Source organism: Kribbella sp. NPDC050281 (assembly GCF_040655855.1).
GTDB lineage: Bacteria > Actinomycetota > Actinomycetes > Propionibacteriales > Kribbellaceae > Kribbella.
In genome coordinates this window covers 21,540-48,239 of the sequence record NZ_JBFAKS010000034.1, presented here as the reverse complement: position 1 = coordinate 48,239, position 26,700 = coordinate 21,540, and the positions used below count along the sequence as shown (strand labels likewise).

The 26,700-nt window shown below is 69.1% G+C and carries 30 protein-coding genes; 14 read left to right on the top strand and 16 right to left on the bottom strand.

The annotated features are described in order from the left end of the window. Window position 1: 1 nt before the first annotated feature. Entirely contained in the window at window positions 2-964 is a 963-nt protein-coding gene (locus tag AB0I34_RS31035) for a thiamine-phosphate kinase (protein ID WP_360451962.1), read from the bottom strand. Window positions 965-1,094: 130 nt separating this feature from the next. On the opposite strand from AB0I34_RS31035, the gene AB0I34_RS31030 reads away from it, so the two are divergent. From AB0I34_RS31030 to AB0I34_RS31015, 4 genes are all read left to right on the top strand, one after another. Then, window positions 1,095-1,328 carry an Lrp/AsnC ligand binding domain-containing protein gene (locus AB0I34_RS31030; RefSeq protein ID WP_198682133.1) on the top strand — a complete coding sequence of 78 codons (234 nt, stop codon included), beginning with the start codon at window positions 1,095-1,097 and terminating at the stop codon, window positions 1,326-1,328. A gap of 32 nt (window positions 1,329-1,360) precedes the next feature. Then, window positions 1,361-1,825: a DUF3515 domain-containing protein gene (locus AB0I34_RS31025; RefSeq protein WP_360451960.1), complete on the top strand. Its 465-nt coding sequence runs from the start codon at window positions 1,361-1,363 to the stop codon at window positions 1,823-1,825. A gap of 122 nt (window positions 1,826-1,947) precedes the next feature. Continuing rightward, window positions 1,948-2,364 carry a YciI family protein gene (locus AB0I34_RS31020; RefSeq protein WP_360451958.1) on the top strand — a complete coding sequence of 139 codons (417 nt, stop codon included), beginning with the start codon at window positions 1,948-1,950 and terminating at the stop codon, window positions 2,362-2,364. A 5-nt stretch (window positions 2,365-2,369) separates the two neighbouring features. Continuing rightward, window positions 2,370-3,572 carry a sigma-70 family RNA polymerase sigma factor gene (locus AB0I34_RS31015; protein WP_360451956.1) on the top strand — a complete coding sequence of 401 codons (1,203 nt, stop codon included), beginning with the start codon at window positions 2,370-2,372 and terminating at the stop codon, window positions 3,570-3,572. A gap of 24 nt (window positions 3,573-3,596) precedes the next feature. Here the strand turns inward: AB0I34_RS31015 and AB0I34_RS31010 are convergent, their stop codons facing one another. The 3 genes from AB0I34_RS31010 to AB0I34_RS31000 all read right to left on the bottom strand — a co-directional run bounded on the left by AB0I34_RS31010 (window position 3,597) and on the right by AB0I34_RS31000 (window position 6,699). After that, window positions 3,597-4,184, bottom strand: a complete 588-nt coding sequence (locus tag AB0I34_RS31010) for a dihydrofolate reductase family protein (RefSeq protein ID WP_360451954.1) — start codon at window positions 4,182-4,184, stop codon at window positions 3,597-3,599. 108 nt (window positions 4,185-4,292) lie between these two features. Continuing rightward, window positions 4,293-5,423 carry a D-alanine--D-alanine ligase family protein gene (locus tag AB0I34_RS31005; protein ID WP_360451952.1) on the bottom strand — a complete coding sequence of 377 codons (1,131 nt, stop codon included), beginning with the start codon at window positions 5,421-5,423 and terminating at the stop codon, window positions 4,293-4,295. Between the two features lie 58 nt (window positions 5,424-5,481). After that, on the bottom strand, window positions 5,482-6,699 hold the full coding sequence (locus tag AB0I34_RS31000; RefSeq protein WP_360451950.1) for a cytochrome P450: 1,218 nt from the start codon (window positions 6,697-6,699) through the stop codon (window positions 5,482-5,484). 37 nt (window positions 6,700-6,736) lie between these two features. On the opposite strand from AB0I34_RS31000, the gene AB0I34_RS30995 reads away from it, so the two are divergent. Further along, window positions 6,737-7,558: a TetR/AcrR family transcriptional regulator gene (locus AB0I34_RS30995; RefSeq protein WP_360451948.1), complete on the top strand. Its 822-nt coding sequence runs from the start codon at window positions 6,737-6,739 to the stop codon at window positions 7,556-7,558. Continuing rightward, a complete protein-coding gene (locus AB0I34_RS30990; protein WP_360451946.1) occupies window positions 7,548-8,660 on the top strand; it encodes an aminotransferase class I/II-fold pyridoxal phosphate-dependent enzyme in 1,113 nt (370 codons plus the stop codon). The genes AB0I34_RS30995 and AB0I34_RS30990 overlap by 11 nt, the downstream gene beginning before the upstream one ends. Here the strand turns inward: AB0I34_RS30990 and AB0I34_RS30985 are convergent. Beyond that, on the bottom strand, window positions 8,644-9,813 hold the full coding sequence (locus AB0I34_RS30985) for an MFS transporter (protein ID WP_360451944.1): 1,170 nt from the start codon (window positions 9,811-9,813) through the stop codon (window positions 8,644-8,646). The two genes, AB0I34_RS30990 and AB0I34_RS30985, sit on opposite strands and share 17 nt — an antisense overlap. Beyond that, entirely contained in the window at window positions 9,810-10,562 is a 753-nt protein-coding gene (locus AB0I34_RS30980) for a DeoR/GlpR family DNA-binding transcription regulator (protein ID WP_360451942.1), read from the bottom strand. The genes AB0I34_RS30985 and AB0I34_RS30980 overlap by 4 nt, the downstream gene beginning before the upstream one ends. A 76-nt stretch (window positions 10,563-10,638) precedes the next feature. On the opposite strand from AB0I34_RS30980, the gene AB0I34_RS30975 reads away from it, so the two are divergent. Beyond that, entirely contained in the window at window positions 10,639-11,799 is a 1,161-nt protein-coding gene (locus tag AB0I34_RS30975; RefSeq protein ID WP_360451940.1) for an MFS transporter, read from the top strand. Here AB0I34_RS30975 and AB0I34_RS30970 read toward each other — a convergent pair. Further along, window positions 11,796-12,047: a hypothetical protein gene (locus AB0I34_RS30970; protein ID WP_360451938.1), complete on the bottom strand. Its 252-nt coding sequence runs from the start codon at window positions 12,045-12,047 to the stop codon at window positions 11,796-11,798. The genes AB0I34_RS30975 and AB0I34_RS30970 overlap by 4 nt on opposite strands. 48 nt (window positions 12,048-12,095) lie before the next feature. Between AB0I34_RS30970 and AB0I34_RS30965 the strand changes: the two genes are divergently transcribed. Next, window positions 12,096-12,815, top strand: coding sequence for a MerR family transcriptional regulator (locus AB0I34_RS30965; RefSeq protein ID WP_360451936.1), 720 nt, complete (start codon window positions 12,096-12,098; stop codon window positions 12,813-12,815). A 74-nt stretch (window positions 12,816-12,889) separates the two neighbouring features. Here AB0I34_RS30965 and AB0I34_RS30960 read toward each other — a convergent pair whose 3' ends face one another. Further along, the gene (locus tag AB0I34_RS30960; RefSeq protein WP_360451934.1) at window positions 12,890-13,897 is read right to left on the bottom strand and encodes a sugar phosphate isomerase/epimerase family protein; all 1,008 of its coding nucleotides are present in this window, start codon (window positions 13,895-13,897) and stop codon (window positions 12,890-12,892) included. Window positions 13,898-13,916: 19 nt separating this feature from the next. Further along, window positions 13,917-15,011 carry a Gfo/Idh/MocA family oxidoreductase gene (locus AB0I34_RS30955; protein ID WP_360451932.1) on the bottom strand — a complete coding sequence of 365 codons (1,095 nt, stop codon included), beginning with the start codon at window positions 15,009-15,011 and terminating at the stop codon, window positions 13,917-13,919. A gap of 74 nt (window positions 15,012-15,085) precedes the next feature. Between AB0I34_RS30955 and AB0I34_RS30950 the strand changes: the two genes are divergently transcribed. After that, window positions 15,086-16,213, top strand: coding sequence for an ROK family transcriptional regulator (locus AB0I34_RS30950; protein ID WP_360451930.1), 1,128 nt, complete (start codon window positions 15,086-15,088; stop codon window positions 16,211-16,213). On the opposite strand, the gene AB0I34_RS30945 is transcribed toward AB0I34_RS30950, so the two are convergent. The 3 genes from AB0I34_RS30945 to AB0I34_RS30935 are packed head-to-tail and all read right to left on the bottom strand — an operon-like array spanning window position 16,189 to window position 18,898. Beyond that, on the bottom strand, window positions 16,189-17,103 hold the full coding sequence (locus AB0I34_RS30945) for an aminoglycoside phosphotransferase family protein (protein WP_360451928.1): 915 nt from the start codon (window positions 17,101-17,103) through the stop codon (window positions 16,189-16,191). The genes AB0I34_RS30950 and AB0I34_RS30945 overlap by 25 nt on opposite strands. Next, entirely contained in the window at window positions 17,100-18,104 is a 1,005-nt protein-coding gene (locus AB0I34_RS30940; protein ID WP_360451926.1) for an NAD(P)H-dependent glycerol-3-phosphate dehydrogenase, read from the bottom strand. Before AB0I34_RS30940 ends, AB0I34_RS30945 begins: the two co-directional genes overlap by 4 nt. Further along, the gene (locus AB0I34_RS30935; RefSeq protein ID WP_360451924.1) at window positions 18,101-18,898 is read right to left on the bottom strand and encodes a lysophospholipid acyltransferase family protein; all 798 of its coding nucleotides are present in this window, start codon (window positions 18,896-18,898) and stop codon (window positions 18,101-18,103) included. The genes AB0I34_RS30940 and AB0I34_RS30935 overlap by 4 nt, the downstream gene beginning before the upstream one ends. 16 nt (window positions 18,899-18,914) lie before the next feature. On the opposite strand from AB0I34_RS30935, the gene cofC reads away from it, so the two are divergent. Next, a complete protein-coding gene (gene cofC, locus AB0I34_RS30930; RefSeq protein ID WP_360451922.1) occupies window positions 18,915-19,586 on the top strand; it encodes a 2-phospho-L-lactate guanylyltransferase in 672 nt (223 codons plus the stop codon). A 1-nt stretch (window position 19,587) separates the two neighbouring features. Further along, window positions 19,588-19,794 carry a hypothetical protein gene (locus AB0I34_RS30925; protein ID WP_131355325.1) on the top strand — a complete coding sequence of 69 codons (207 nt, stop codon included), beginning with the start codon at window positions 19,588-19,590 and terminating at the stop codon, window positions 19,792-19,794. Between the two features lie 165 nt (window positions 19,795-19,959). On the opposite strand, the gene AB0I34_RS30920 is transcribed toward AB0I34_RS30925, so the two are convergent. The 4 genes from AB0I34_RS30920 to leuC form a co-directional block, all read right to left on the bottom strand. Continuing rightward, entirely contained in the window at window positions 19,960-20,532 is a 573-nt protein-coding gene (locus AB0I34_RS30920; protein WP_360451920.1) for an HU family DNA-binding protein, read from the bottom strand. A gap of 212 nt (window positions 20,533-20,744) precedes the next feature. Further along, the gene (corA, locus tag AB0I34_RS30915; RefSeq protein WP_360451918.1) at window positions 20,745-21,899 is read right to left on the bottom strand and encodes a magnesium/cobalt transporter CorA; all 1,155 of its coding nucleotides are present in this window, start codon (window positions 21,897-21,899) and stop codon (window positions 20,745-20,747) included. A gap of 255 nt (window positions 21,900-22,154) precedes the next feature. Beyond that, window positions 22,155-22,754, bottom strand: a complete 600-nt coding sequence (gene leuD / locus AB0I34_RS30910; protein WP_360451916.1) for a 3-isopropylmalate dehydratase small subunit — start codon at window positions 22,752-22,754, stop codon at window positions 22,155-22,157. Between the two features lie 13 nt (window positions 22,755-22,767). Continuing rightward, window positions 22,768-24,198 carry a 3-isopropylmalate dehydratase large subunit gene (gene leuC / locus AB0I34_RS30905; protein WP_360451914.1) on the bottom strand — a complete coding sequence of 477 codons (1,431 nt, stop codon included), beginning with the start codon at window positions 24,196-24,198 and terminating at the stop codon, window positions 22,768-22,770. A gap of 142 nt (window positions 24,199-24,340) precedes the next feature. Here leuC and AB0I34_RS30900 point away from each other — a divergent pair, with 142 nt between their 5' ends. The 3 genes from AB0I34_RS30900 to AB0I34_RS30890 all read left to right on the top strand — a co-directional run bounded on the left by AB0I34_RS30900 (window position 24,341) and on the right by AB0I34_RS30890 (window position 26,691). Further along, the gene (locus tag AB0I34_RS30900) at window positions 24,341-25,060 is read left to right on the top strand and encodes an IclR family transcriptional regulator (protein WP_012922430.1); all 720 of its coding nucleotides are present in this window, start codon (window positions 24,341-24,343) and stop codon (window positions 25,058-25,060) included. Window positions 25,061-25,251: 191 nt separating this feature from the next. Continuing rightward, window positions 25,252-25,818 (top strand): HdeD family acid-resistance protein, encoded by a 567-nt coding sequence (locus AB0I34_RS30895; protein WP_360451911.1) that lies wholly within the window; start codon window positions 25,252-25,254, stop codon window positions 25,816-25,818. A 54-nt stretch (window positions 25,819-25,872) separates the two neighbouring features. Beyond that, on the top strand, window positions 25,873-26,691 hold the full coding sequence (locus AB0I34_RS30890) for an alpha/beta hydrolase (RefSeq protein WP_360451909.1): 819 nt from the start codon (window positions 25,873-25,875) through the stop codon (window positions 26,689-26,691). Window positions 26,692-26,700: the final 9 nt, after the last annotated feature.

Below are 26,700 nucleotides of genomic sequence, written 5' to 3'. Positions count from 1 at the left end.
CTCAGCTCCTGAAGTGGGCGTGACCGGACTCCTCGGCGTACGCCGCGCCGTCCACGGTGACCGTTCCGGCCGGCCGTTCCTCGTTGCCCTCAGCAACCGAACCGATGACGGTCCAGCCCTCGGGCACGTCCGCGGGCTCGAAGGTGCCGACCAGTGCGTGGTCCTCACCACCGGTCAGCACGAACTTCAGCGCGTCGACACCTGTCGCGGCCGCCACCGCCTGCAGCGGCTCCGGCACAGCCAGCGCGTGCGAGTGTACGTCGATGACCACCTGACTCCGGGTCGCGATGTGGCCGAGATCTGCGAGCAGTCCATCGCTCACGTCACACAGCGACGACGCACCGGCCAGCGCGGCCCGCGGACCTTCGACGTACGGCGGCTGCGGGCGGCGGTGCGCTTCCACAACGGACCGGGGCGAACGGAAGCCGCGGGTCAGGACCGTGTAGCCGGCCTCGGCCCAGCCCAGCCGGCCGATGTACGCGACTTCGTCACCTGGGCGCGCACCGGAGCGCAGCACCGGTGCGCGGCCGTCGAGCGACCCGAAGGCCGTCACCGAAACGACGATCTTGTCCGACTGCACGGTGTCGCCGCCGACGATGTGCACATCGACCAGTTCGCACTCGTCCGCCAGGCCCTGGTTGAGCTCCAGCGCCCAAGCGGTCGCCAGGTCGGCCGGTGCGCCGAAGCCGACCACCATGGACGTCGGCCGCGCGCCCATCGCCACCACATCGGCCAGGTTCTGCGCGGCGGCCTTGCGGCCCACGTCGTACGCCGACGACCAGTCCCGGCGGAAGTGGCGGCCCTCCACCAGCAGGTCCGTCGTGATCACCATCCGCCCGTCCGGCACCGCCACCACGGCCGCGTCGTCACCAGGCCCGACCAGGACGTCCTCACTTGTGGACAGCCCCTTGGTGAGGGCCTCGATCAGGCCGAACTCACCCGTGCTCCCCAACGTCTCTGTCACGTCAACAGACCTCCCATATCGCCAACCGGAGTCTAGGCGGTACCGTGACCGGGCAACGAAGAGTACGCCCGGCCGCCGCCCAGTACCGCGGCCGGAGCCCGCTGAGGACGACTGAGTGGAGAACGACGTGGTGGTCCAGGCCTACATCCTGATCCAGACCGAGGTCGGCCGGGCGGCCGACGTCGCCGCACAGATCGCCGAGGTCCAGGGTGTCACCCTGGCCGAGGACGTCACCGGTCCGTACGACGTGATCGTCCGCGCGGAAGCCCGCAACGTCGACGAGCTGGGCAAGCTGGTCGTCGCCCGGGTCCAGAACGTGCCTGGCATCACCCGCACCCTGACCTGTCCCGTCGTTCACATCTGAGCTGGTTGCCCGAGGTCCCGCCGTCCTTCAGCATGCCCAAAGTCCTGTTCGCCGCACTCTGTCTGGCCGGTCTGGTCGTTCTGGCCGCGTGCAGTCCGGGGGCCGTGCCTGTCGCCGTACCGTCTCCCGCGCCCGAAGTCGCTGCGGTCTGCGAGCCGCTGATGGCGGCGCTGCCCGACCAGGTGCTGGACGCCGACCGCCGTAAGACCGAGCCGCCCAGCCCGCTGACCACGGCGTACGGCGATCCGCCGATCGAGATCACCTGCGGAGTCGCACCGCCGGCGGGGATGGCCGAGGCGCAGTCGCAGTGCTTCGAGGTGAACGGCGTCGGCTGGTTCGCCAAGGAGGCCGGCAACGGGGTCATCTTCACGACCATCGGCCGCGAGGTCTATGTCGAGGTCGCGGTCCCGGCGAAGTACGACCCCGAGGCGAACGCGCTGACCGACGTCGCCGACGCTGTCCACAGGTTCGACAAAGTCATCACTCCCTGTACCTGACGACGGCATACTCCCTGTCGAGAAGGAAATTCGTCCGCACTCGGTGTCCGGTTCGGTCCGGCGGGGGCGACGTATCGGCTGAGAGGCACCCGCGGTGGGTGCCCGGACGACGGGAGACTCCGATGAAGTACATGATCCTGACCTACGCGTCGCAGGAGGACTACGACGGGATGTCCGGCAAGGACACGGGCAAGCCGGCCTGGACGGGCGAGGACTTCGCCGCGATGGGGGCGTTCATGGAGAAGTTCAACGCGGACCTGGCCGAGTCCGGTGAGCTGGTCGAGACCCGCGCGCTGGCCGCGCCGGTGCTCACCCGGCGGCTCGGCTCGAAGGACGGAGCCTCGGTGGTGACGGACGGTCCGTACGCCGAGACCCAGGAGGTCCTCGCCGGGTACTGGATCGTCGAGTGCGAGTCCTTCGACCGGGCGACCGAGATCGCCTCCAGGCTCGCCGACACACCGGCGCCCGAGTTCGTCCGCGCGACCGCGTACGCCGACATCCGGCCCGTGGTCGAGGGCCGAGACGAAATGCTGGACTGATCGTCATGTCCGCAGCTCTCGAGGACCTGCTGCGCGAGCTGGCGCCGCAGGTGCTCGGGGCGCTGGTCCGGCGGTACGGGCACTTCGACACCGCTGAGGACGCGGTGCAGGAGGCACTGCTCGCGGCGGCGCAGCAGTGGCCGGAGGACGGCGTACCGGACAGTCCGCGCGGCTGGCTGATCACGGTGGCCTCGCGCCGGCTGACGGATCTGCTCCGCCGGGAGCAGGCTCGGCAGCGGCGCGAGGACCGGATGGCGCAGTGGGCGGCCAGTCCGAGCGAACCGATCGCGGACACCGACGACACGCTGATCCTGTTGTTCATGTGCTGCCACCCGTCGCTGTCGCCGGCGTCGCAGATCGCGTTGACGTTGCGGGCGGTCGGCGGTCTGACCACCGCGGAGATCGCCCGGGCGTTCCTGGTGCCGGAGGCAACGATGACGCGGCGGATCAGCCGGGCGAAGGCGAGTGTGAGCGACAGCGGTGCGCGGTTCGCCCTGCCGGCGGATCGGGACGAGCGGCTCGGTGCGGTGCTGAAGGTCGTCTACCTGGTCTTCAACGAGGGCTACGCCAGTACGACGGGGCCGAGTCTGCAGCGGGTCGAGTTGTCGGCGGAGGGGATCCGGCTGGGACGGACGCTGCACCGGTTGCTGCCGGACGACAGCGAGGTGACGGGGCTGCTCGCGCTGATGCTGCTGACGGATGCGCGTCGGCCGGCGCGGACCGGGCCGCTGGGTGAGTTGGTCCCGATGGACGAGCAGGATCGGTTGCTGTGGATCTCTGAGTTGATCGAGGAAGGAGTCGGGCTGATCACTGCCGCGCTGCCGCAAGGTCCTGTGGGTCCGTATCAGCTGCAGGCGGCGATCGCCGCCGTCCATGACGAGGCCGCGTCGGCGGAGGAGACCGACTGGCAGCAGATCCTTGCGCTGTACGAGGTCTTGCTCCAGCTGACCGACAACCCGATGGTCGCGCTCAACCACGTCGTCGCGGTCGCGATGGCGCGGGGACCGGACGAGGGTCTCAAGCAACTGAGCACCATCGAAGATGACGACCGCATCGCCAACGACCACCGCCTGGCAGCCGTCCGCGCGCACCTACTGGAAATGTCCGGCGACACCACAGCAGCCCGAGCGGCCTACGAGGAAGCAGCGACCAAAACCACCAGCGTCCCCCAACAGCGCTACCTCCACACCCGCGCCAACCGCCTCTAACTGCGACGACCTGACCGCCAACGCCTATGGCTGCGGTGTGGGAGTGATCACCTGATAGCGGATGTGGGTGGCTAGTGGGGTGTCTACTACGCGGATGATCTGCAGCTCGATCTCGGTTGGGAGGATGTCGAACAGGCGGTGACCCCGGCCGAGCAGGACCGGGACCTGGTGGAGCTGGACCTCGTCCAGGACGCCGGCTTCCAACGCGCTCTGACCTACGTACCCACCACGGACCTGGACGTCGCGGTCGCCGGCGGCTGCCTTGGCCTGCTTCATCGCGCTCACGATGCCGTCCGGCACGTACGTCACCAGCGGATACCCCCACCGCGCGGCGGGGCCGGGCGGCCGGTGACTGGGCACGAAGATCGGCCTTCCGTTGTGATCGCCACCCCAATGATCCATCAGCTCGGCCGTACGACGCCCCGCGAGGACCGCCCCACAGCCGCTCCACTCGTCGAAGAACTCCGACTCAGGCCCAGCCGGCGGCTTCGCTTCGGCGTCCTCGGCGAACCAGTTGTGCAGCCGATGCCCGTCGGCCCCACCGAGGTAGTCGTCGAGATCCGCGATGTAGCCGTCAACGGACACCGACATGTCGAGCACCGACTTGGACATGAACCTGCTCCCCTCCTGGCCCGGCGTGGGGTCAACCCACCCATTTCCGCGACCGTAGGCCGGCCGCCTTTCAGACCACTTTCAGAGTCTGAAAGGCGGGAAAGGCCGTCAGCGGAGGCCGGTGGGGCGGGTCAGGGCCAGGGTGAGGAGGCGGTTGACCAGGGTCGGGTAGTCGATGCCGGATTCGGCCCACAAGCGGGGGAACATGCTCGTGGGGGTGAAGCCGGGCATCGTGTTGATCTCGTTGATAACCACCCGGCCGTCAGCATCGAGGAAGAAGTCGACACGGGCCAGGCCCTCGGCCTCGATCGCGTCGAACGCCGTCAGAGCCTTCGCGCGGATGTCCGCGGCGACGTCGGCCGGGAGGTCGGCCGGCACCGAGAGCGCGAGGTACTCCTCCCCCTCCGGCAGGTACTTCGTCTCGAAGTCGTAGAAGTCGTGGCCGCCGCCGGAGACCGCGACCTCGCCGCACACGCTGACCTCGGCGGCCGCACCGTCCAGGCCGCCCAGGACGCCGACCTCGATCTCGCGCGGGTCGTTCGCCGACGCCTCGACGATCACCTTCGGGTCGTGGGCCCGCGCCTCGACGATCGCGTCGTCGAGCTCATCGCGGCTGTTCACCTTGCTGATGCCCAGGCTCGACCCGCCGCGGGCCGGCTTCACGAACACCGGGTAGCCGAGCGTGTCCACCGCCTTGCGGCAGGCCTCCGCGTCGCGCATCCAGTCACGGTCGCGAATCACGACGTACGGCCCGACCTCGAGGCCGGCCGCCTGGAAGACGACCTTCATGTAGTGCTTGTCCATGCCGACCGCGCTGGACAGGACGCCGGAGCCGACGTACCGGATGTCGGACATCTCGAGGAGGCCCTGGATGGTGCCGTCCTCGCCCCACGGGCCGTGCAGGAGTGGGAACACCACGTCGACCTCGCCGAGCGTGCTCGGTACCGTCCCCGGTTCGCTCACCACGAGCTCGCGGTTCGCGCCGAACAGCACCGGCATCGCGGTGACGTCGACCTCCGGGAGCTTGCCGTCGGTGATCGACAGCCGCTCCGGATCACCGCTTTCCAGCACCCAGTGACCGCTGGTACTGATGCCGACCGGGACCACGTCGTAGACGTCGCGGTCGATCGCCTGCAGCACGTTGGCCGCGGTCACACAGGAGATGGCGTGCTCGCTCGACCGTCCGCCGAAGACCACGGCGACGCGGGGCTTGCGTTGTTCCCTCGAGTACTCACTCACCGGCTCGACTGTAGCGGCCCGGCGATCAGGTTCCGATCCGGGTTCGGTTAAGAGCTGTTCAGATTTCGGACGGTAGCGGCGTGTCCCAGGTGACCGGGAGCGCGGTCACGCCGTACACCAAGGTGTTGTCCTTGAACTCGAGTTCCTCGAACGGTACGGCGAGTCGCAGCGTCGGGATCCGCCGGTACAGACGGGTGAAGACCTCCTGCAGTTCCACCCTGGCCAACTGTTGTCCGAGGCACTGGTGTGGACCGAAACCGAACGCCACGTGACCGGATGCCTTGCGGGTCAGATCGAGCCGATCGGGGTCCGGGAAGGCGCGCTCGTCGCGGTTGGCCGACGACAACGCCGCGATCAGGAACCCACCCGCCTCGATCGTCTGCGGGCCGGCCGGAAGGTCGTCCGTCACGTGCCGGAACACGCCGAACTGAACCACTGACAGGTACCGCAGCAGCTCCTCGACAGCGGCGGGTGCCAGCGACGGATCCTCCCGCAGAGCCTTGAGTTGCAGCGGGTTGCGTAACAACGCGAGAGTGCTGAGGGCAATCATGTTCGCCGTCGTCTCATGACCGGCGATCAGCAGCGTGATGCCGATCGACACCAGCTCAGGCACAGTCAGCGGCTGGCCCTGTTCCTCGGCGCGGGTGATCAGCCGGGACAGCAGGTCGTCGTCCCGCTTGGCCTGCTTGGCGAGGACGAGACCGACGATGTACTGGTTCAGCTCGCCGCTGACACGCATCATCTCGTCCGGATCCCGGTCGATCGCCACCAGGACCGCGCTGCGCTGCTGGAACTCGTCCCGGTCCGCGTACGGCACGCCCAGCAGCTCGCAGATCACCAGCGACGGGATCGGCAGCGCGAACGCCTGCACCAGATCGATCGGCCCGCCGGCCGCGAGCATCGCGTCCACGCGGTCCTCGATCATCTGCACGATCCGCGGCCGCAGCGCCTCCATCCGCTTGACCGCGAACTCGGTCGCCAGCAGCCGGCGCAGCCGCCGGTGCGCCGTGCCGTCGTTGTGCAGGACCGAGCCGGAGTCGACCTCCCGCTCCAGGTCGGCGTCCACCCGGACGTGGTCCGACGGCGCGGACCGAGAACTCAGCCGGTCGTCCCGCAGCACCGTGCGTACATCGTCGTACCGGCTGAAGACCCAGGCGTCGACACCGGCCGGGGTGGAGACCTTCGACGGACCCTCGGTACGGCGCAGCGCGGCGTACTCGCTCGCGGGGTCGAACGGGCACCCGGACGGGCGGTTGACGGGGAACGTGTCGGTCATCGGCACCCTTTCGGCGGATTCTGGTAGTGACTACCATATGACCGAGACTGCCGACCGCGAACCATTACTGGCGAGTCGGCCAACCGGTACTCTGCCCGCGGAGGTGGAGATGGGACTGCGCGAACTCAAGCGGGAGCGGACCCGCCGGCTGATCGCGGACAAGGCGTTCGAGCTGTTCACCGACCACGGCTTCGGCCGGACCACGGTGGAACAGATCGCCGCCGCCGCGGAGGTTGGTCCGAGCACGCTGTACCGGTACTTCCCGACCAAGGAGACGCTCGTCCTCGAGTTCGTCGAGGACTGCCTGATGGACGCCGTCGGCTGGTTCCGCGGGCAGCCGGTGGTCATCGCCGTGCCCGACGGCCTGCAGTCGGTGATCGAGCGGGTGCTGGAGCGGCTGGAGAGCAACCCGGACCGGGTGCGTGCGGTCTTCGACCTGGCCGGTCAGACCGCGTCGGTGAGCGCCCACCTGAACGAGTTGATCTGGCGGTTCCGCAACGACCTCACCGACGAACTGGTCCGCCGGCTCTCCGGTCCAGCCCGCAAACCTGCCGAGCCCGGTCCAGCCCGCCAACGGGTCGAGTCCGGCCAGCAGGCTCCGAACCAGCGGCAGGTCGAGTTCACGGCCGCGCTGTCGGCCGGGATCGCGATGAACATCATCGAGACGGTGGTACGGATCTGGGTCGAGAACCCGGACGACACCGAGGTCAAGGTGCTGGCCCGCCGCGCGATGAGCCTGCTCCGCGGCGGCGGCATCCCCCTGCCGGCGGCCGGTCCGCGACTGCCCGGCCCTCTCCCGTCCTCCCCCGCCCGGAGCGAGGCGGACGGTGGGCGGAACAATTCCCCGTATGGCCTCTGATCTCGATCCCTCCACCGTCGTCGTCCACGCGGGCCGCCCCGAGCGGGTACCGAACGCGCCGGTCGGCGACTCGCCGGTGTTCAGCTCGACGTACGTCGCGGGCGGCGACCGCGGCTACGGACGGTTCGGCAACGACGCGTGGACCGCACTCGAGGAGACCCTCGGCGCGCTCGAAGGCGGTCGTGGACTGACCTTCGCCTCCGGGATGGCAGCGGTCGCCGCGGTCTGTGATCTCGTCCCCGTCGGTGGCCGGATCGTCGCACCACAGCACGCGTACTCCGGTGTCCTCGCTCTCCTCGACCAGCACGCGGCATCCGGCCGCCTGCGCGTGGACAAGGTGAACATCGCGGACACCGACGCCGTGATCGAAGCGGTCGCAGGCGCCGACATGTTGTGGATCGAGTCACCGACCAACCCCGCCATGGAGGTCGCGGACATTCCTGCGCTCTCAGCCGCTGGTCGCGACGCCGGCGCAACCGTTGTCGTCGACAACACGTTTGCGACCCCGCTGCTGCAGCAGCCGCTCAAACTCGGCGCTGACGTCGTGATGCACTCGGCAACCAAGTTCATCGCCGGCCACTCCGACGTCATCCTCGGCGCCGTCATCACCGCCGACGAGGAGCTGTGGGACGCGATCGAGCTCCGCCGTCGCGGCAGCGGCGCGATCCCCGGGCCAATGGAGGCCTGGCTGGGCCTCCGCGGCCTGCGGACCCTTGCACTGCGGCTCGAGCGTGCCCAGTCCAATGCCGCGTTCGTGGCCGAGCGTCTCCTGCAGCACCCACGCGTGAGCCGCGTGCGGTACCCGGGCCTACCGGATGACCCGGGCCACGCCCGTGCCGCCGCGCAGATGTCCGGCTTCGGCGCGATCCTTTCCATCGAACTCGGCGGCGATGGTGAGTACGCCCAGCGGGTCTGTGAGAGCACCGAACTATGGGTTCACGCGACCAGTCTCGGCGGTGTCGAGTCGATGCTGGAACGCCGTCGCCGCTGGGCGATGGAGGTCGAGACGATCCCGGTGGACCTGATCCGGCTGGCCGTCGGGATCGAGCATCCCGCCGACCTCTGGGCCGACCTGGAACACGCGCTCAAGACCGCGATTTGAGCACCGGCCCGCCGAGGAACGTCAGCACGCAGAGCACCAGCGGGAGGATGAACGCGAGGTTCAGCGGCATCCAGTGCGCGAGCCCACCGATCAGCGCCGGGCCCGCGAGCAGACCGACGTACCCGAGTCCGACGACGCGTGCCATCAGGGCGCCGGCGGCGCGGGGGTCGAGGTTGCCGGCGGCGGTGAAGAGTTGTGGTACGCCGCCGGCCAGGCCGAGGCCGAACAACGCCCAGCCGACGAGCGCGACGGGCACCCACGGTACGACGATCACGATCGTCAGACCGACCGCGGCCATCGCGGCACCCCACCTCACGATCGCCGCCGGTCCGACCACCGCGGCGACCCGGTCGGTGAGGAACCGGCCGACGGTCATCGCCACCGCGAAGGCGCCGTACGCGTAGGCCGCCGTACTGACCGACGTACCGAGGATGTCGCGGAAGTGCAGCGCGGCCCAGTCGTTGGCCACACCCTCCGCGAGCATGAGGCCGAACGCGAGCCCGCCGAGCGCCCAGACCAGCTTGCCGGGCGGTTTCGCCCGCTCCTGCGCCGGCTCGTCGGCCTCGTCAGTGGTTGCCTCGATCAAGTACCGGCTGGCGGCGAGGGCGATGACGATGCACAGCGCGCCGGCCAGGCCGAGGGTGACCTCGGTCGGTACGCCGGCTCGCAGCGTGGCGGCACCGATCAGCGCTGCGATGGCGCCGCCGATCGACCACATCGCGTGGAAGGCGGCCATGATCGGGCGCGGGTAGCCACGTTCCACCACGACCGCCTGGGCGTTCATCCCGACGTCGATCGAGCCGTTGCCGAAGCCGATGAGAATCAGCGTCAGGCCCAGCGTCCACCAATTCGTCGCGAGGCCAGGACCGGCGAGGGCGATGCCGAGCAGTACGCCGGCCGCGGGCACCAGCCGTCGCTGGCCGAGGCGGTCCACCAGCGGGCCGGCCACCTGCATGCCGGTGAAGGCGGCGCCGCCGAGGACCAGCAGCAGAAGCCCGAGCGTGCTGTGCGAGATGCCGGTGGCGTGCTCGATGTTGGGGATGTGCACGACCCACATACCGACGGCGAACCCGTTCAGGCCGAAGTACAGCCAGGTGGCGACGCGGGCGGCTCTTGGCGGTGCGGTCTGCGAACGCAGATCGGTGGCGGTCAAGAAGCGTCCTCCAAAGCGGCAACCTCGACCAGTACGCCGCGTTGGGCCAGCAGCGTGCGCTGGTCCTCGGGCGCGGTCGGGTCGGTGATGATCAGGTCTGGGTAGTCGGCCGGACAGACGTAGGCCAAGGCGGCGCGATCCCACTTCGCACCGTCGGCCAGCACCATCGACCGAGCGGCGACGGCCATCGCCTCCTGCTTGACCTCGGCGTCGCCCAGGTCGAACGCAGTCAGTCCGGCGTCGAGGCTGAACGCGCAGGGGCTCAACACGGCCAGGTCGAAACGCAACGCCCGCAGCGACGCGAGCGTCAGCGGACCAACCAGAGCAAGCTCGCCTCGACGCGCCTCTCCCCCTGGCATCAGCAGCCTGATCCGTGGCGCATCCGCCAGCTCGTGCGCGACGTGGAGCGAGAGCGGCATGACGGTCACCGCGCGATCGTGCAGAAGCTTGGCCACCTCGAGCGCCGTCGTACCGCTGTCGAGGACGATCGTCTCGCCGTCGTGGATGTGCTCGACCGCGAAGCGCGCGATCGCACGCTTCGCGGCGACGGCAGCCTGCGCCCGCAGCGAGTACGGCGGCTCGACACCCGAGCCCATGGCCGGGACCGCACCACCGTGGACGCGCTTGAGAACGCCCTGGGCGGCCAGGAAGTCGAGGTCGCGGCGGATCGTCATGTCCGACGACTCGGTGGCCTCGACCAGTTCCTGGACGGACACTCGGTCAACGCCCCGAAGTCGTTCTACGATCACTTGATGCCGTTCTGCGCTCCTCACGCGCGGAAATCTACCATCCGCCTGATCGTTCAAACAGATTGTCTGTTCGCTTGTGACTGACGACACCACGCTGGTCAGGCGGTCGCGGTATGCCGTGGCCGCGGTCTTCTGCGTGCACGGCTCGGTGACGGGCTCGTTCGCGACCCGCGTGCCCTGGATCCAGGAACACTCCGGCTTGTCTGCCGGACAGCTCGGCATCGCGCTCGCGTTTCCCGCACTGGGTGCGGCATTGATGATGCCGCTCGCCGCCCGGGTCACCCACCGCTTCGGGACACGGAGCGCCCTGCGCGGTCTGCTGGCGTTGTGGACGCTCTCGCTGATGCTGCCGTCGTTCGCACCGAACCTGCTGATGCTGTGCGCCGCCCTGTTCGTGTACGGCGGGACGTCGGGCATGGCCGATGTGGCGATGAACGCTCTCGGAGTCGAGGTGGAGCATCGGCTGAACAAATCGATCATGTCCGGCCTGCACGGGATGTGGAGTCTCGGCGCGCTGTTCGGGGCCGCGGTCGGCACCGTCGCGGCGCATGCGGAGCTCAGTGCCCAGGTCCATCATGTGGCTGCGGCCATCTTCCTGACCGTGGTCGGGGCTGTGGCGTGTCAGTTCGTGCTGAACATTCATCCGGACGAGGACGAGGAGCCGCCGGCGCGGTTCGCGCTGCCGCCGCGCTCGGCGTTGCTGATCGGTGCGGTCGGGTTCTGCGCGGTGTTCGCGGAGGGCGCGAGCCTGGACTGGTCGGCGGTCTACCTGCGCGACATCCTCGACAGCACGGCCGGAGTCGCCGCGGGTGCGACGACGGGCTTCGCCTTGACGATGGCGATCGCCCGGCTGACCGGTGACGCGGTGGTCGACCGTTTCGGCGCCGTACGGACCGTTCGCTGGAGTGGCGTGATCGCGACGGCGGGCGGCGTACTGGTCGTGGTCGCACCTCACGCGGCCGTCGCGATGCTGGGGTTCGGGCTGATCGGGATCGGGATCGCGGTCGTCGTACCGCTCGCATTCGCCGCGGCCGGCAGGACCGACGCCAACGCGAGTCAGGCGATCGCCGGGGTCGCCACCATCACGTACGCGTCCGGGCTCGTCGCGCCGTCGATCATCGGCGGCATCGCCCAGGCCAGCAACCTGACCGTCTCCTTCATGGTCGTCACCGTCCTGACCGTCGCCCTGGCCGTCTTCGCCCCGGTCCTCCGCACCAAACCCCGCGTCCGCGCCTAGCTGAGCAACCGGTCGAGGACCTCGCCCGCTTCCGCATAGCCGGCGTCGCTGATCCGCTGCAGCTCCAGCAGATCCTTGGCGGCAGCCGCACGCCGGGTGAGGTGCTCCCCCGCCCGCTCGTTCCCCTCGTCCAGCAACCCGTTCAGAGCGTCCAGATCGGACCGCTCGTCGGCCAGATCGGCGAGCCGGTCCATCGCCTTCTCGTTCCCCTCGTCGGCGAGCGCGCGCAGGGTGTCCCAGTCAGTCATGCATCGATGATGCGACCTTGCCCCAGGGGCAAGGTCAACAATGGCCCTGTGCTCACGATCGGACAGCTGGCCAAGTACGTCGGGGTGTCGACCAAGACCGTCCGCGTCTACCACGCCAAGGGCCTGCTGCCCGAGCCCGAACGCGACGCCTCCGGCTACCGGCGGTACGGCGCGGAGGCGGTGGTCGACCTGATCCGGATCCGGACCCTCGCCGAGGCTGGTGTTCCGCTGGCGAGAATCCGGAACCTCGGTTCGGGGCAGGAGTTCGCCGCGGCCCTGCAGCAGATCGACGACGATCTGACCGATCGGATTCGTGGCCTGCAAGCCACTCAGCAGCGCTTGCGCGAGCTTGCCTCGGGCGACGTACAGCTGCTCCCGGCCGAGGTCGACGTCCATCTGCGGGGTCTGGCCGAGCTGGGCTTCAGTGAGCAGTGGGTGGCGATGGAGCGCGATCTGTGGATCATCGTGTTCGCCACCTACCCGGACACCGGGGACGAGCTCTTCAGGGACCAGGCCGGCGCTCTGGCCGAGCCGGCGCTGCGAGAGCTCTACCTCGACTACGACCGCGCTCGCGAGCTGCAACCCGACGACCCGGTCCTGGTCGAGCTCGCCGACCGGATCGTGGCGGCCAGCATCGAGCGCTACGGCACGGACCTGCCCGGCCAGGCGATCGACCCCAACCTGCCCCAGCTCCTCCAGAACACGGTCAACGCCTCGTCGCCCGCCTGGCAACGCCTCGACCAGCTGATCCGTCGCCGCCTGGCTTGAGGCGCCGGCCAGAAGCTTGGTACAGCCGATCAGCCGGCTGTCACCAAGCTCCTGACCCCTATCTGTCCGAGCGGCTACTTGTCGGTGGCGAAAGCGGCGTCGAAGGCCGCCTCGGGCTTGTCGAAGGCGAGGTTGCGGATGACGTTGACCGCCTCGGCGGCGCCGACCTTGCGCTCCATGCCGGCGTCCTCCCACTCGACCGAGATCGGACCGTCGTAGCCGATCGAGTTCAGGACCCGGAAGCAGTCCTCCCACTGCACGTCGCCGTGGCCGGTGGAGTAGAAGTCCCAGCCGCGGCGCGGGTCGCCCCACGGCAGGTGCGAACCGAGCCGGCCGTTGCGGCCGCCGCCGACCCGCATCCGGGTGTCCTTGCAGTCGACGTGGTAGATCCGGTCCTTGAAGTCCCACAGGAACGCGACCGGGTCGATGTCCTGCCACACCATGTGTGACGGATCCCAGTTCAGGCCGAACGCCTCACGGTGCCCGATCGCCTCGAGCGTCAGCGTGGTGGTCCAGTAGTCGTACGCGATCTCCGACGGGTGCACCTCGTGCGCGAACCGCACACCCTCCTCGTCGAAGACGTCGAGGATCGGGTTCCACCGGTCGGCGAAGTCCTTGTAGCCGGCCTCGATCCGCTCGGCCGGCACCGGCGGGAACATCGCGACGTACTGCCAGATCGACGACCCGGTGAAGCCGATCACCGTCTTCACGCCGAGCTTGGCCGCCGCCCGCGCGGTGTTCTTCAGGTCCTCGGCGGCGCGCTGCCGGACGCCTTCGGCATCGCCGTCGCCCCAGATCCGCGACGGCACGATCGCCTGGTGCCGGAAGTCGATCGGGTTGTCGCAAACGGCCTGGCCGACCAGGTGGTTCGAGATCGCGAACACCTGCAGGTTGTACTTGGCCAGGATGTCCTTGCGGCCCTGGACGTACGAGTCGTCGTCGACGGCCTGCTGGACGTCGAAGTGATCACCCGAGCAGGCGATCTCGACGCCGTCGTACCCGGCCTCGGAGGCGAACTGACAGACCTCCTCGAACGGCAGGTCGGCCCACTGACCGGTGAACAAGGTGATCGGACGTGGCATCTGACTGACTCCTCAGCGATTAAGAGTTCTCGACGGTGGTCCAGGCGCTGTCGTCCGCGGCCGACCGCAGTACGGCGTCGACCAGCCGGGCGGACCGCGCTCCGGCGGCGAAATCGGGCAGACCGTCCGGGCGATCACCCAGTACGGCGGCATAGCTGTCGGCAACGAACGAGTCGAACGCGTCCTGGTACCCCTGCGCATGCCCGGCCGGCAGCCGGTTCACGCGCGCCGCGGGCGGGCTGAGCGTCTCCGGGTCCCGCGTCAGCAGCTGCGAGGCGGCACGACGGCCGACCCAGAGGCGATCCGGGTCCTCCTGGTCGAAGCCGAAGCTCGACTCCGTCCCCGAGACCTCCAGGTACAGGCGGTTCTTCCGGCCGGCGGCGACCTGGCTGACGACGATGGTGCCGACCACTCCGGCCTCGGTGCGGAACTGCGCGGTCGCCAGATCCTCCGTGCGCACCTGTACGCCGCCACGCTCGCCGCGGACGGTCCGTAGCTGCGCGCTGATGGCCGCGATCCGGTCACCGGTGACGAACTCGGTCAGGTCGCACCAGTGCGACCCGATGTCGGCGAACGTCCGCGACGGTCCGCCGGTCTGGTCGTCCACTCGCCAGTTCTGGTCGTCCACACCGGCCAGCCAGTCCTGCAGGTACGACCCGTGCAGGCTGGTGATCAGTCCGGCCTCGCCGGCAGCGATCCGGGTCCGGAGCTCGCGGACCATCGGGTGGTACCGGTAGACGAACGGCACGGCCCCGACGCGCTCGGCGTCGATCGCGGCGGCATGCAGACCGGCCGCGTCCTGCGCCGAGGTCGCCAGCGGCTTCTCGCAGATCACGTGCTTACCGGCCTCGAGCGCCTGCAGCGTCACCGGGAGGTGGGTGTTGTTCGGCGTACAGACGTGGACGACATCGATGTCGGCGGCAAGCAGTTCGTCCAGGGTCGCGAAGCCGCGCTCGGCACCGGTCGCCTCGGCCGCCGCCTCCGCCCGAGCGGGGCTGGAACCGATCGCACCGACCACCTGGGCTCCGGCCACCAGGGCCGACCTGCCGTGAACGCGGCCCATGAAGCCGCCGCCGACGATCCCGACCCGGAGCTTGCGCGCACTGGTGGACACGTCGAAGGACGCTATGTGACACTTTTGAACCCTGTCAAGCAAAAGTCCATCGGTCCAACGACGGAAGTGCTGCGATGAGCGATCTGGGTACGGCGGGCACCGGTGCCGTGCTGCGGTTGCTCCTGGACGGGCAGCCCCGGACCCGCGCCGAACTCATCGACCTCAGCGGCCTGGCCCGGTCCACGGTGACCGGCCGGATCGAGGAGTTGCTCGCGGCCGGACTCGTCGTACCGTCCGGTGAGGCAGCGTCGACCGGTGGCCGGCCGCCGGCGCGCTTCCGGTTCAACCCGGCCGCGCGGCTGATCCTGGCCGCGGACGTCGGCGCCACGCATCTGTCCGTCGCCCTGACCGACCTCACCGGCGAGATCCTCGATCGCTCGACCACGCCGCTCAACATCGCCGAAGGCCCCGAGGTGGTCCTGACCGCGATCGGACAGACCGGACGTTCGCTGCTGAAGGCCGCGCGCCGTTCGGTCAAGGACCTTGCCGGCACGGGAGTCGGACTGCCCGGACCGGTCGAGCACAGCACCGGCCGTCCGAACCATCCGCCGATCATGCCGGGCTGGGACTCCTACGACGTGGTCGGCCGACTCGAACACGAGCTGAAAGCGCCGGTTCTGGTCGACAACGACGTGAACATCATGGCCCTCGGCGAGCACGCGACCGAGTACGCCGACGTGGAGCACCTCCTGTTCGTCAAGGTCGCCACCGGCATCGGCGCCGGCGTGATCAGCGGCGGCCGCTTGCATCGTGGCGCACAGGGCGCGGCCGGCGACATCGGCCACATCCGGGCACCAGGTCGCTCCGAGCTGTGCCGCTGTGGCAATACCGGCTGCCTGGAGGCGGTCGCGTCGGCCGCGGCCATCGCCGCCCAGCTGAACGTCGGTGGCAGTCACGACATCGTCGACCTCGTCCGCGCCGGCAACACCGCCGCAACCGCAGCGGTCCGCCAGGCGGGACGGGAGATCGGCTCCGTCCTCGCCGCGGCCGTCAGCCTGCTCAACCCGTCGGTGATCGTCATCGGCGGCTCACTGTCCCAGGCCGGCGACAGCCTGCTGGCCGGCATCCGCGAAGCGATCTACGCCAGATCGTTGCCCCTGGCCACCACCGACCTGCACGTGGTCACCAGCCAGTCAGGTCAGGATGCCGCGCTGCGCGGCGCCGCAACCCTCGTCCTTCAGCACCAGCTGACGGCCCAGTGATCCACCACGGCGAGGAGCCGGTCGAGGAGCGGTCCGCCCCGCGCCCGCCCGAACCCGTGGCGCCTGCCGTGGAAGGCGGCCTGCACGACCTGCAGGTGCGCCCATCTCCGGACGCGCTCGCGATCGAGTTCTGCCGCTTCGGCGAAGACGTCGAGCTCGTGCAACAGCGCCTTCATCAGGTCGTCGGACTCCATCAGGGCCAAGGCACGAGGCTTGAGCAAGGTCGCACCGTCGTACGCCGGATCCCCGACGTACCCCTTGGGATCGACGGCCAGCCACGGTTCGCGATTCCCACGCAGGATGTTGCGGCCGTGGAAGTCGCCGTGCACGACGAGCTCCGGCTGGTGCCGGCCCAGTTCGTCGATGACCGCCAGCGCGGAGTCCACCACCGCGACGGGCAGCGCACCAGGGCAATCCGCGGCATCCTGGCGCAGCTCGGCGGCCCAGCCCTCGGCCTGATCGGCAAGCCGCGGTAGCCCGGAGGGCGCCGGGATGGACAGGCGGCGACTGAGCTGTCCCGACACGGACGCGATCTCGTCGCCGTCGGCGAGCTGGCCCAGGGTCGAGGACTTCGCACGCTCGAGCAGCATCGCGAAGGAAGCGTCGTCGCGCTCGTACAACAGGACCGCGCCACGGCCGCCCCACGCCGCGTACGCGTCCGGTTCGTGCACGTTGCCCGGGTGCGGGAACGACACTTTGAGCACGGCCGGTCCAGACGCGTGAAGGACCGGAACGATCACCCCGACCTGGCCGTGCGTCACCTCGCCGTCCCGAACGCAGTCCCACCGCGCCATCAGGTCGTCGACGAGTGCGGGGAGTTCGGCCAGCCAGGCTGCCCCCGCCTCACCCTCGCGATCGACCGTGGCCTGGGCGAAGGCGGAAGGGATCATCCCCACCGCTCCGACTTGGCCGAGCGGGACACGAGGCTGAACAGCATGTCCTTGGGAGTCATCTCGCCGGCGACGACCTTGGTGACGTGTTCGGCGATCGGCATCTCGACATCGTGGTGGTGAGCCAGGTCGCTGATCGACGAACAGGACTTCACACCCTCGGCGACCTGGCGAGTGGCGCCGGCGATCTCGGCCACACTCATGCCCTTGCCGAGCTTCTCTCCGAAGGTCCGGTTCCGCGACAGCGGTGACGAGCAGGTCGCGACCAGGTCACCCAAGCCGGCCAGTCCGGAGAACGTGTGCTCCTGCGCGCCGAGCGCCGTACCCAGGCGGGCTGTCTCGACCAGACCGCGGGTGATGACCGAGGCCCTGGCGTTGTCGCCGAAGCCGAGGCCGACCGCCATCCCGACGGCCAGGGCGATCACGTTCTTGGTCGCGCCCCCGAGCTCGCAGCCGATCACGTCGTTGTTCGTGTACGGGCGGAACGTCGGCGAATGGCACAGCTTCTGCAGCCGTGTCGCAGTTCCCTCGTCAGCGCACGCGACCACCGACGCGGCCGGTTGTCCTTCGGCGATCTCCCGCGCCAGGTTGGGCCCCGACACCACAGCGATCCGCTCCGGTCCGGCGCCGGTGACCTCCGCGATCACCTCGCTCATCCGCTTGGTCGTGCCGACCTCGACGCCCTTCATCAGGCTGACCAGGGGTACGGCGTTCGGCAGGACGTCGGCCCAGTCCTTCAGGTTCTCACGCAACGACTGACTCGGGACCGCCAGAACGACGGCCTCCGCACCGTCGGCAGCCGCGGCCGGATCGTGGGTCGCGGTGATCGTGTCCGGGAGTCGCAACCCGGGCAGGTAGTCGGTGTTCTCGTGCTGGGTGTTGATCACGTCGCACAGGGACTCACGCCGGCCCCAGATGGACACCTGGTTCCCCGCGTTGGCCAGCACCGTGGCGAACGCCGTACCCCAGGATCCGGCTCCGAACACCGCCACCTTCGTCATGCCGTCTCCTCACCATCGTCGGCCGCACGGGCCTTGCGCAGGTCGTAGAGCTCCTTCGGCGGGGTCTCGCCGCGCAACTCGCCCAGCGTGGCAGCGACCTCGGCCATGATCACCTCGGTTGCCTCGTGCAACAGCGAGTTGGTGATCGGCTTGCCCTGGAACGCGCTCAGGTCGACCGGCTTGCCGGCCCGCACCAGCAGCTTCTTGCGCGGCAGCAGCCGGATCCGCACGGTACGGCCGGTGTAGGACTTGATGACCTCCTGGGCGCCCCAGTTGGCGATCGGGACCACCGGACAGCCGGTCATCAAGGCGATCCGGGCGGCGCCGGTCTTGCCGGTCATCGGCCACATCTCGGGGTCGCGGGTGATCGTGCCCTCCGGGTAGACACCGACGCACTCGCCCCGCTCGACCGCGGCGACCGCATCCCGGAACGCGTCCGCGGCCTGGGTGGAGTCCCGGTAGACCGGGATCTGCCCGGCACTGGTGATGATCCGGCCGAGAACCGGCAGCTTGAACAGCGACGCCTTGCCCAGGAACCGCGGGATCCGGCGGCACTCCCAGATGAAGTACCCGAGCACGACCGGGTCGAAATGCGAGATGTGATTCGGCACGTAGACCACGCCGCCGGAGCGGGGCATGTTCTCCCGCCCGGTGAACGTGCACTTGGTGAACACCAGCATGAACGGCTTCACGATCACGACGATCAGGCCGAACCAGAAGCCCCGGGGTGGCCGGGGATCTTTCCGCTGCCCGTCCACTGCTGCCTCCTGGTGCTCGTGCCTGCCATCCGTCATGGGAGAATCCTGCCTGATGGCAGACCTACAGGTCGCTCCCTGGACCCTGGTGATCCCGGTGAAGCGTACGGCGATCGCGAAGAGCCGGCTCGCTGCCGCCTACCCGCAGCACCGTCCGGAGCTCGCGCGCGCCTTCGCCGTCGACACTACTGCGGCCGCCCTCGCCTCTCCCCTGGTCCATGCCGTCCTGGTCGTGACCGACGATCCGGTGGTGTCCCGGGACGTCACTGCCGTGGGCGCGCGGGTGGTGCCGGACCTCCCGGCCGCAGGCCTCAACGAAGCGTTGCTGCATGGCGCCACTGTCGCCGCCGCAGAGCTCCCAGGGCACGGGGTCGTTGCCCTCTCCGCGGATCTGCCCGCGTTGCGGCCCGCCGAGCTGACCGCAGTACTGGCTGCCTGTGTGGCACCGCGATCATTCGTCATCGACCTTCCCGGCACCGGTACGACGCTCCTCGCGGCACAGCCCGGGGTCGCGCTGGATCCGCGGTTCGGCGTGGGTTCCGCACTAGCCCACCAAGCATCCGGGGCGATGCCGATCGAGTTGACCGGCATCGAGTCGGTACGCCGCGACGTCGACACGGCAGCCGATCTGGCCCACGCCGTACAACTGGGCGTCGGTGAAGCGACCGCGGACGTGATGTCACTCGTGCTCGGCGCCGCCACCGGGACCGAGGGTCTAGCCTGCTGAAATGCAAGCAACAGTGAGCCGCTATGACACCGAGACGTTCTCCGGCGCGGTGCTGACCGACACCGGGATCGAGCTGCCCTTCACCGTGCACGCCGTCGCGGACACTCCGGTCCGCCACCTCCGCGTCGGTCAGCGGGTCCGGATCGAAACCACCGGCTCCGGGGCGGATCTCAGCGTGACCAGGGTCGATTTCGGCACCGTGCTGTAAAAGGTTGCCGCAGGCACCCGCCCACGGCACTGGGCACACGGCACAGGGCCCACGGCACTGGGCACAGGGCACACGGCACTGTGCACACGGCGAAGGCCGGTCGCCCCTGGAGTGGGGTGACCGGCCTTCGCTGTAGTGCGTACTGCGGTGCTGCAGTGCTGAAGGTCAGCGAGACGATGCGCGCTTCGCCGGAGCCTTCTTGGCGGGGGCCTTCTTGGCCGGCGCCTTCTTGGCAACGGTCGCCTTCTTCACCGGAGCCTTCTTGGCGACGGCCTTGGCCGGGGCCTTCTTGGCAACGGTCTTCGCCGGCGCCTTCTTGGCAACCGTCTTGGTGGCCGTCGCCCTCTTGGCGGCGGTCTTGGTCGCCGCGGCCTTGGCCGGAGCGGCCTTCTTCGCCGGGGCGGCCGCCTTGGTGGCGGTCGCGGCCGGCTTCGGCACGACGAGCTTCGGCAGCTTCTTCGCACCGGAGACAACGGCCTTCAGCTCCGCACCCGCGCGGAACTTCGGAACCACGGTCTTCTTGGCACGCTTGGTCTCGCCGGTCCGCGGGTTGCGCACGATGCGCGCGCCACGCTCGATGGCCTCGAAGGCACCGAACCCGGTGATGGCGACCTTGCCACCCTTCTTGGTCAGCTCGCGCTCCACGGTGTCGATCACCGATTCCAGTGCGTGCTGGGCTTGGCGGCGGTTTCCGTCGAAGTGCACTGCGAGCGCTTCGACCAACTGGCTCTTGTTCACTGCTTCCCTCCGTGAACACTAGGCGTCGAGCACAGCGCTCGATCTCACGTGAACGTTATGGACTCCAGTGCCAGTTCACAAACACCAACGCGGCAATTCGGCTTGTTTTGGGCGATTCGTGCCACAATTTGGCCCGATCCGGCCCTTCAGGGCCCTCAGAATCCCTGCTGAGCAACGATCCGATGCCCTGCGTGACCGGGTGGAAGCCGGGTCTACAACCAGCCGCGGCGCTTGAAGATCTGGTGCAGACCCCCACAGACCAACGCCATCAGGCCGATCGCGAACGGGTATCCGAACTGCCAGTGCAGCTCGGGCATGCTGTCGAAGTTCATCCCGTAGACGGTCCCGATCAGCGTCGGTGCGAACAGGATCGCCGCCCAGGCGGAGATCCGCTTCACCTCTTCGTTCTGCTCGCTGCTGGCGATCGCGAGGCTCTTCATCTCCTCGTTCTGCTGCTGGGCCACCAGGGTCGCGTTCACGGTCAGGATGTCGCGCAGCAGTTCGCGGAAGCCGTCGACCTTCTCCACCACCTCGGTCACGTGGTCGGCCACATCGCGCAGCGAACGCTGCAGTTCCTCGTCGATGCCGTACTTCTCGAATCCGCCGCGCAACGCCTCGAGAATCGCGACCAACGGCCGGGTCGCGCGCTGGAACTCGATCACCTCACGGGACAGTTCGTAGATGCGCCGCGACACCTTCGGGTCGCCGCGGAACACCTCGGTCTCGATCTCGTCGATGTCGTTCTCCAGGCCGGCGACCACCGGCGCGTACCCGTCGACGACCTTGTCCATGATCGCGTAGAGCACCGCTTCGGTGCCGCGGTCCAGCAACTCGGGGTCGCGTTCGACCCGGCGCCGTACCGCGGCCAGGTTGGGCGCCTCGGCATGCCGGACCGTCACCACGAAGTCCGGGCCGACGAACACGTGCACCTCGCCGAACTCGACCTCCTCGGTCGCGTCCCGGTAGCGGGCGGCCTTCAGGACGACGAACAACGTGTCGCCGTAGCGCTCCAACTTCGGCCGCTGATGGGCCTGGATGGCGTCCTCGATGGCCAACTCGTGCAAGTCGAACTCCTGGGCCAGCGACGCGAGTTCGCGCCGGTCCGGCCGGTACAGGCCGATCCAGGCCAGGCTCTTGGGCGCCTTGTGCAGCACGCGATAGGTCTCAGCCAGCGAACCCGGCGACGCGACCCGGCGGCCGTCGCAGTAGATCGCACTGTCGACAACGCTGTGTCCCTTGGGCTTCGGCAGCTCGCGCGGCCTCTCGGCCGGCTCGACGACAGGAGCAGCGGCATGCTTGCGGGCGGTAGTGCGAAGTGACGGGGTGCGGCCGAAGGCGCGCAGCGTGCGCAGGCGCAGGTCGGACATGAGTCCTCCAGGTGCGGTGAGGCAAGTGAGTGATGGGCACGCGTCTGCCCGACCCCCACGGCACTCAAGCCGCAACTACCAGAGGATTCCGCCTCTCAAGGTCGAGCGAGACCCGTATGTCTGGAGGGGTCGCTACTCATGAGCGCCTCACCTCCTCGGTCTCGCAAGCCTTGTTCTGACAACCACGCCAGGGTAACACCAGAGTTATCGCCGCCGGACGTCCGGACGTTACGGCGGCGAGAACTCTGCGCTACGTCAGGCCTTCGCCGGCAACGTGGCCGGCTTGAAGGCGGGCCGGGTCGCCTCGTACGCGGCGATGTCGGCCTCGTGGGACAAGGTGATTCCGACGTCGTCGAGACCGTTCAGCAACCGGTAGCGGGTGTAGTCGTCGATCTCGAACGGCGCCGAGACGTCACCGGCGGAGATCGTCTTGTGCTCCAGGTCGACGGTCACCTTGGTGCCCGGGTCGGATTCGATCGTGGTCCACAGCCGCTCCACGACGTCCTGCTCGACCAGGGCCGCGAGCAGCCCGGCCTTGCCCGAGTTGCCACGGAAGATGTCGCCGAACCGCGACGACACGACGACGCGGAACCCGTAGTCGAGCAGGGCCCAGACCGCGTGCTCCCGCGACGATCCGGTGCCGAAGTCCGGTCCGGCCACGAGCACCGAGACACCGCCGTACTCGGGCTGGTTCAGGACGAACTCGGGATCGTTGCGCCAGGCCGCGAACAGCCCGTCCTCGAAGCCGGTCCGGGTGACCCGCTTGAGGTAGACGGCCGGGATGATCTGATCGGTGTCGACGTTGCTGCGGCGCAGCGGGGCCGCCGTACCGATGTGCTGGGTGAAGGCTTCCATATTCTGCTGCTCCTCAGACGTTCTCGGGTACGGCGACGTCAACCGGCGGCAGGTCCACCGGGGCCGCGAGGGTCCCGGTGACAGCGGTCGCGGCGGCAACCAGCGGGGACACCAGGTGCGTCCGGCCGCCCTTGCCCTGACGGCCTTCGAAGTTCCGGTTCGAGGTGGAGGCGCTGCGCTCTCCCGGGGCCAACTGGTCCGGGTTCATGCCCAGGCACATCGAGCATCCGGCCCCACGCCATTCGGCGCCGGCGTCGGTGAAGATCGCGTCGAGGCCCTCGGCCTCGGCCTGCAGCCGGACCCGGCCCGATCCCGGGACCACGAGCATCCGGGTGCCCTCGGCAACCTTCCGGCCGGCCAGCACCCCGGCCGCGGCACGCAGGTCCTCGATCCGGCCGTTGGTGCAGGAGCCCAGGAACACTGTGTCCACGTGGATCTCGCGCATCGGCGTACCGGCGGTCAGGCCCATGTACTCCAGCGCCCGCTCGGCGGCGCGCTTGTCGTTCTCGTTGCCGAAGTCGTCCGGCGACGGGACGGACTCCGACAGCGGGATGCCCTGACCGGGGTTGGTGCCCCAGGTGACGAACGGCGTGATGTCCTCGGCGCGCAGGACCACCTCGCGGTCGAAGGTCGCGTCCGCGTCGGTGGCCAGGCTCTTCCAGTACTCGACCGCGGCTTCCCAGTCGACGCCCTGCGGCGCGTGCGGCTTGTCCTGCAGGTACGCGAACGTGGTCTCGTCCGGCGCGATCATGCCGGCCTTCGCGCCCCACTCGATCGACATGTTGCAGATCGTCATCCGGGCTTCCATGCTCAGCGCGCGGATCGCCTCGCCGCGGTACTCGACGATGTAGCCCTGGCCGCCGCCGGTTCCGACCTTCGCGATCAGCGCCAGCACCAGGTCCTTGGCCGAGACGCCGTCGGGCAGTACGCCGTCGACCGTCACGGCCATCGTCTTCGGCCGCGCCTGCATCAGCGTCTGGGTGGCCAGCACGTGCTCGACCTCGCTGGTGCCGATGCCGAAGGCAATCGCCCCGAACGCACCGTGCGTGCTCGTGTGGCTGTCACCGCAGACCACGGTCATGCCGGGCTGGGTCAGTCCGAGCTGCGGGCCGATCACGTGGACGACGCCCTGGTCCGGGTCGCCGAGGGTGTGGATCCGGATGCCGAACTCCTCGGCGTTCTTGCGCAGGGTGTCGACCTGGGTGCGCGACACCGGGTCGGCGATCGGCTTGTCCACGTCGAACGTCGGGACGTTGTGGTCCTCGGTGGCGATGGTCAGGTCCGGGCGCCGGACCTGACGGCCACCCAGCCGGAGGCCGTCGAACGCCTGCGGACTGGTCACCTCGTGCACCAGGTGGAGGTCGATGTAGAGGAGGTCGGGTTCCCCGTCGGCATGGCGCACGACGTGCGCATCCCAGACCTTTTCCGACAACGTCCTACCCATCAGACTTCTCCTCCTTGGATACTTTTCCCAACCCCACCGCCCCGGTCGAGGTGTCTGGTGAGGTGCTGCTTGGCTCACAGTGCTCTCGATTGGGTCACGGAAGCGACTTGCGTTCCACGATTCGAGACGGCAATATCGTCTCATGGACAACTCTAGCGGAGTCGGCGTTCTCGACAAAGCAGCCCTCGTTCTGTCCGCCCTCGAGTCCGGGCCGGCGACCCTGGCCGGCCTGGTGGCGGCCACGGGGCTGGCCCGTCCGACGGCACACCGGCTGGCGGTGGCGCTGGAGCACCACCGGCTGGTCGGGCGCGACATGCAGGGCCGGTTCGTGCTCGGCCCGCGGCTCAGCGAGTTGGCCTCGGCCGCCGGTGAGGACCGGCTGCTCGCGACCGCCGGCCCGGTGCTGGCGCGCCTGCGGGACATCACGGGTGAGTCGGCGCAGTTGTTCCGCCGCCAGGGTGAGTACCGGGTGTGCGTCGCGGCCGCCGAGCGTCCGTCCGGCCTGCGGGACACCGTACCGGTCGGCAGCCAGCTGACCATGGCGGCCGGCTCCGCGGCCCAGATCCTGCTCGCCTGGGAGGACCCGGAGCGGATGCACCGCGGTCTGCACAACGCCACCTTCAACGCGGCCGCCCTGGCCGGTGTACGGCGCCGCGGCTGGGCCCACTCGGTCGGCGAACGCGAGCAGGGTGTCGCATCGGTCTCCGCTCCGGTGCGTTCCCCGTCCGGCAAGGTGATCGCGGCGGTGTCCGTCTCCGGCCCGATCGAGCGGTTGTCCCGCCAGCCCGGACGGATGCACGCCCCCGCCGTGATGGCTGCCGCCGAGCGTCTGTCCGAGGCTCTCCGCCGCGCCTCGGAGTAGTGCCCGCGGCTGTCCGCGAAGTCCAGCGACGTGCCGTTCCCGAGCTGCATCACAGCGAACGGCCCGTAGCCGGCCGAACTCCGCTCGGATGGTTGCCCGCGGCTGCGAGTGATGACGTGCACCCGTTGTGTATTCGGGTGAGTCGGGTGACCATGAAGCTTGAGTGGCCTGGGAGCTCAAGGAGGTCTGCCATGGATCGGGACTGGCTCACACTCGGCTGGAAGATGCTGCTCGTCCGCGGGGCGATCGGCATCGTCTTCGGGATTCTCGCGATCGTCTGGCCGATCGAAACGGCCATCGCGCTCGCAGTGCTGTGGGGTATCTGGGCCCTGGCGGACGGCATCGGGTCGATCGTGCAGGCCTTCCAGCCGGAGTCGAAGGGCAACCGCATCTGGCTGGTGGTGCTCGGCGTCATCGCGCTGCTCGCGGCGTTCTTCGCGATCGTCCACCCGGGGATGGCCGCGAAGACACTGACGTGGATCCTCGGCATCTGGCTGATCGTCCGCGGTCTCTTCGAACTGTTCGGTGCCTTCACCAACAACCACTTCATGCCGCGCTGGCTGCTCGTCGTGAGCGGTGCCCTGTCGATCCTGATCGGCGTCCTGTTCGTCGCCAACCCGGGTGCGTCCGCGGTCGGCATCGCCGTACTCCTCGGGGTGACCGCCCTGGTCTGGGGCGTCGTCCTGATCGCCGTCGGCCTCAGCGTCCGCCGCGACCTGAGCCATCCACCGCAGACCACCACGCCGTCCCCGGCGTGATCGGCTGACATTCGTCCAAGACCGACGCCTCGGCAGCCACGTACCGTCCCGTGCATGGTTCATCGCGACGTTGAGCTCGTGCACGGGATGCACGTGGTCCACGACGGCCCGCGGACAGCGTCGCCGTTGGTGCTCATTCATGGATCGGGCGCCTCGGGCGCATCCTGGGGCCCGGTGGTCGAGGCACTCGCCGGGCGCCATCACGTCATCCGGGTAGACCTTCCCGGATGCGGCCAGTCTCCGACAGCTCCGACGTACGACGTGCCTCGTCAGGCGAGCCGCGTTGCCGAGCTGCTCGACGACCTTGGACTGCGGGACGTCCCCGTGGTCGGGCACTCCAGCGGTGGCTGGGTCGCCATCTCGCTCGCCGAACAGCGCCACGACCTGGTGGGTTCGCTCGTGCTGATCAGCACGGCTACCAGCCTCGATGCGCTGCAGCCGCAACCGTTCATCCTGCGTGCGCTGCTGGCCCCGCCGTTCGGCCCGTTGCTGTGGCCCAGGCGGTCGGACGCGATGATCCGCAAGGGAATCGGGGCAACGATGGCTCGCCCGGTGGACATTCCGGACGACGCGGTCGCCGACCTGAAGAACATCACGTACCGCACCTTCCGGAAGGTCCTGCGGTGCAACGGCGCGTACGTCGCCGAGCGCAGTACCCCGGATCGTCTCACTGGCCTCGACGTACCGGTACTCGTGATCTTCGGTGCCGCCGACCCCCGGTACTACCCGGCGACAGCGCACCAGTACGACGCGGTGCCGAACACGCGGCTCGAGATGCTGCCCGGTGTCGGGCACGTGCCCATGCTCGAGGCGCCCGAGCTGACCAGCGAACTCCTGCTGGGCTTCACGGCTGCTGCCGCGAACACTCCGTAGACTGATCAC

What these genes read in the sequence shown, in the direction of transcription:
- leuD (WP_360451916.1), bottom strand. Translation starts at nt 22,754, where the DNA reads ATGGAAGCCTTCACCCAGCACATCGGTACGGCGGCCCCGCTGCGCCGC.
- AB0I34_RS30960 (WP_360451934.1), bottom strand. Translation starts at nt 13,897, where the DNA reads ATGCCACGTCCGATCACCTTGTTCACCGGTCAGTGGGCCGACCTGCCG.
- AB0I34_RS30935 (WP_360451924.1), bottom strand. Translation starts at nt 18,898, where the DNA reads ATGACGGATGGCAGGCACGAGCACCAGGAGGCAGCAGTGGACGGGCAG.
- leuC (WP_360451914.1), bottom strand. Translation starts at nt 24,198, where the DNA reads ATGGGTAGGACGTTGTCGGAAAAGGTCTGGGATGCGCACGTCGTGCGC.
- AB0I34_RS31015 (WP_360451956.1), top strand. Translation starts at nt 2,370, where the DNA reads ATGTCCGCAGCTCTCGAGGACCTGCTGCGCGAGCTGGCGCCGCAGGTG.
- AB0I34_RS30900 (WP_012922430.1), top strand. Translation starts at nt 24,341, where the DNA reads ATGGACAACTCTAGCGGAGTCGGCGTTCTCGACAAAGCAGCCCTCGTT.
- AB0I34_RS31010 (WP_360451954.1), bottom strand. Translation starts at nt 4,184, where the DNA reads ATGTCCAAGTCGGTGCTCGACATGTCGGTGTCCGTTGACGGCTACATC.
- AB0I34_RS30995 (WP_360451948.1), top strand. Translation starts at nt 6,737, where the DNA reads ATGACCGAGACTGCCGACCGCGAACCATTACTGGCGAGTCGGCCAACC.
- AB0I34_RS30925 (WP_131355325.1), top strand. Translation starts at nt 19,588, where the DNA reads ATGCAAGCAACAGTGAGCCGCTATGACACCGAGACGTTCTCCGGCGCG.
- AB0I34_RS30990 (WP_360451946.1), top strand. Translation starts at nt 7,548, where the DNA reads ATGGCCTCTGATCTCGATCCCTCCACCGTCGTCGTCCACGCGGGCCGC.
- AB0I34_RS30890 (WP_360451909.1), top strand. Translation starts at nt 25,873, where the DNA reads ATGGTTCATCGCGACGTTGAGCTCGTGCACGGGATGCACGTGGTCCAC.
- AB0I34_RS31025 (WP_360451960.1), top strand. Translation starts at nt 1,361, where the DNA reads ATGCCCAAAGTCCTGTTCGCCGCACTCTGTCTGGCCGGTCTGGTCGTT.
- AB0I34_RS30895 (WP_360451911.1), top strand. Translation starts at nt 25,252, where the DNA reads ATGGATCGGGACTGGCTCACACTCGGCTGGAAGATGCTGCTCGTCCGC.
- AB0I34_RS30970 (WP_360451938.1), bottom strand. Translation starts at nt 12,047, where the DNA reads ATGACTGACTGGGACACCCTGCGCGCGCTCGCCGACGAGGGGAACGAG.
- AB0I34_RS30945 (WP_360451928.1), bottom strand. Translation starts at nt 17,103, where the DNA reads ATGATCCCTTCCGCCTTCGCCCAGGCCACGGTCGATCGCGAGGGTGAG.
- AB0I34_RS30950 (WP_360451930.1), top strand. Translation starts at nt 15,086, where the DNA reads ATGAGCGATCTGGGTACGGCGGGCACCGGTGCCGTGCTGCGGTTGCTC.
- AB0I34_RS31000 (WP_360451950.1), bottom strand. Translation starts at nt 6,699, where the DNA reads ATGACCGACACGTTCCCCGTCAACCGCCCGTCCGGGTGCCCGTTCGAC.
- cofC (WP_360451922.1), top strand. Translation starts at nt 18,915, where the DNA reads ATGGCAGACCTACAGGTCGCTCCCTGGACCCTGGTGATCCCGGTGAAG.
- AB0I34_RS31020 (WP_360451958.1), top strand. Translation starts at nt 1,948, where the DNA reads ATGAAGTACATGATCCTGACCTACGCGTCGCAGGAGGACTACGACGGG.
- corA (WP_360451918.1), bottom strand. Translation starts at nt 21,899, where the DNA reads ATGTCCGACCTGCGCCTGCGCACGCTGCGCGCCTTCGGCCGCACCCCG.
- AB0I34_RS30940 (WP_360451926.1), bottom strand. Translation starts at nt 18,104, where the DNA reads ATGACGAAGGTGGCGGTGTTCGGAGCCGGATCCTGGGGTACGGCGTTC.